This is a genomic window from Paenibacillus sp. MER 99-2, from assembly GCF_023714095.1.
Taxonomy (GTDB): Bacteria; Bacillota; Bacilli; order Paenibacillales; family Paenibacillaceae; genus Paenibacillus.
This window is the reverse complement of the sequence record NZ_JAMAUZ010000050.1, coordinates 1-279: the sequence shown is the minus strand read 5'-3', so window position 1 is coordinate 279 and position 279 is coordinate 1. Positions and strand designations below refer to the sequence as shown.

Here is a 279-nt window from a genome sequence, read left to right as displayed (position 1 = left end):
CTGCGTCACTACCCTACTGCGTCCCCCCATTGCTCATAACGGCTTACGGTGGTACAGGAATTTCGACCTGTTGTCCTTCGACTACGCCTTTCGGCCTCGCCTTAGGTCCCGACTTACCCTGAGTGGACGAGCCTTCCTCAGGAACCCTTAGGCTTTCGGCGGATCAGATTCTCACTGATCTTTTCGTTACTCATACCGGCATTCTCACTTGTATAATGTCCAGCGCTCCTTACGGTACACCTTCAACCCTTATACAACGCTCCCCTACCCCTGATGCAA

At 53.0% G+C, this 279-nt stretch carries 1 rRNA gene; it reads right to left on the bottom strand.

Annotation, left to right across the window (positions count from 1 at the left end):
* Nucleotides 1-279: ribosomal RNA gene (locus M3636_RS29270) — 23S ribosomal RNA — on the bottom strand; the annotation flags it as partial.